Source organism: Flavobacterium bomense, from assembly GCF_003970355.1.
Genome location: NZ_RYDJ01000265.1, coordinates 1 through 1,064, shown reverse-complemented (window position 1 = coordinate 1,064; position 1,064 = coordinate 1). Strand labels below are relative to the sequence as shown.

Genomic DNA, 1,064 nt, shown 5'->3' with positions numbered 1-1,064 from the left:
AAGTTTTTGAATTAATTTGCAATGTTTCCAACAATTTATCGAGTTTGTATTTCAACCATTCTGTGATGCAACATTCCGTTTTAGACACCATAGAAAACAACGACTCCGATGAAATATAAATTAAGACATCAAACTCTTTATACGTACGTAAATTCAGTACATAATTACCAAAGTATTCTGTGCCTTCAACCTCGAAATTCTGCCAAACAAATATGCCATAATTTCAAATTAGAGATAGAGCCAAAACCTGCAAAAATATATTCTCGCACGGATTATTTTGGAAACATTCAACATTATTTTTCGCTTCACGAATCGCATAAGTCACTAAAAGTTATTGTTTCGAGTGAGGTTGAAGTGCTTAACAATGCTGTACAACTTTTTAACACTATTACTTGTGAGGAAGCCAGAGAAAAATTTAAAACCGACATAGCCCTCAAAACCGAAGTTTTGCAATACCAATTGCCGAGTCAATACATTAGTTGGGATGAAGAAATTGTGGCTTTTGCCGAAACTTGTTTGCTTCCTAATGTGTCCCTTTTTGAAGCCGTTTGGGATTTAATCAAAAAAATATACACCGAATTTCAGTTTAAATCGGGTGCAACCAATGTCAATACACCACTAAAAACGGTGCTTAAAGAGCGAAAAGGTGTTTGCCAAGATTTTTCCCATTTAGCAATTGCCAGTTTACGAAGTGTTGGTATTCCCGCAAAATATGTAAGCGGCTATATCGAAACTTTGCCACCAAACGGAAAAATAAAACTAGAAGGTTCCGACGCTTCACACGCTTGGATATCGGTTTACATTCCAGAGATGGGCTGGTGCGAATTTGACCCTACCAATAATATGATTCCGCAACAACGCCATATTGTTACGGCCTACGGAAGAGATTTTGCCGATGTGTCGCCGATGAAAGGAATTATTTTTAGTTCTGGCGATCATAAGGTGAAAGTTGAAGTGGATGTTATACCTTTGATTTAAATTTTATAAAATATTTCCCATCAAAAAAATCCCACTTTTAACGCCTAGAAAAGCTTCTGTAATAGATTTGGAAACTGCCAACATTC

At 36.3% G+C, this 1,064-nt stretch carries 1 protein-coding gene; it reads left to right on the top strand.

The genetic code is table 11. From position 1 onward, the window contains the following. Positions 1–108: 108 nt before the first annotated feature. Positions 109–978, top strand: a complete 870-nt coding sequence (locus EKL98_RS17195; RefSeq protein ID WP_126563256.1) for a transglutaminase family protein — start codon at positions 109–111, stop codon at positions 976–978. Positions 979–1,064 lie beyond the last annotated feature (86 nt).

Bases quoted from the DNA above. Each gene is read 5' to 3' on its own strand.
- EKL98_RS17195 (WP_126563256.1), top strand. From the start codon at position 109: ATGAAATATAAATTAAGACATCAAACTCTTTATACGTACGTAAATTCA.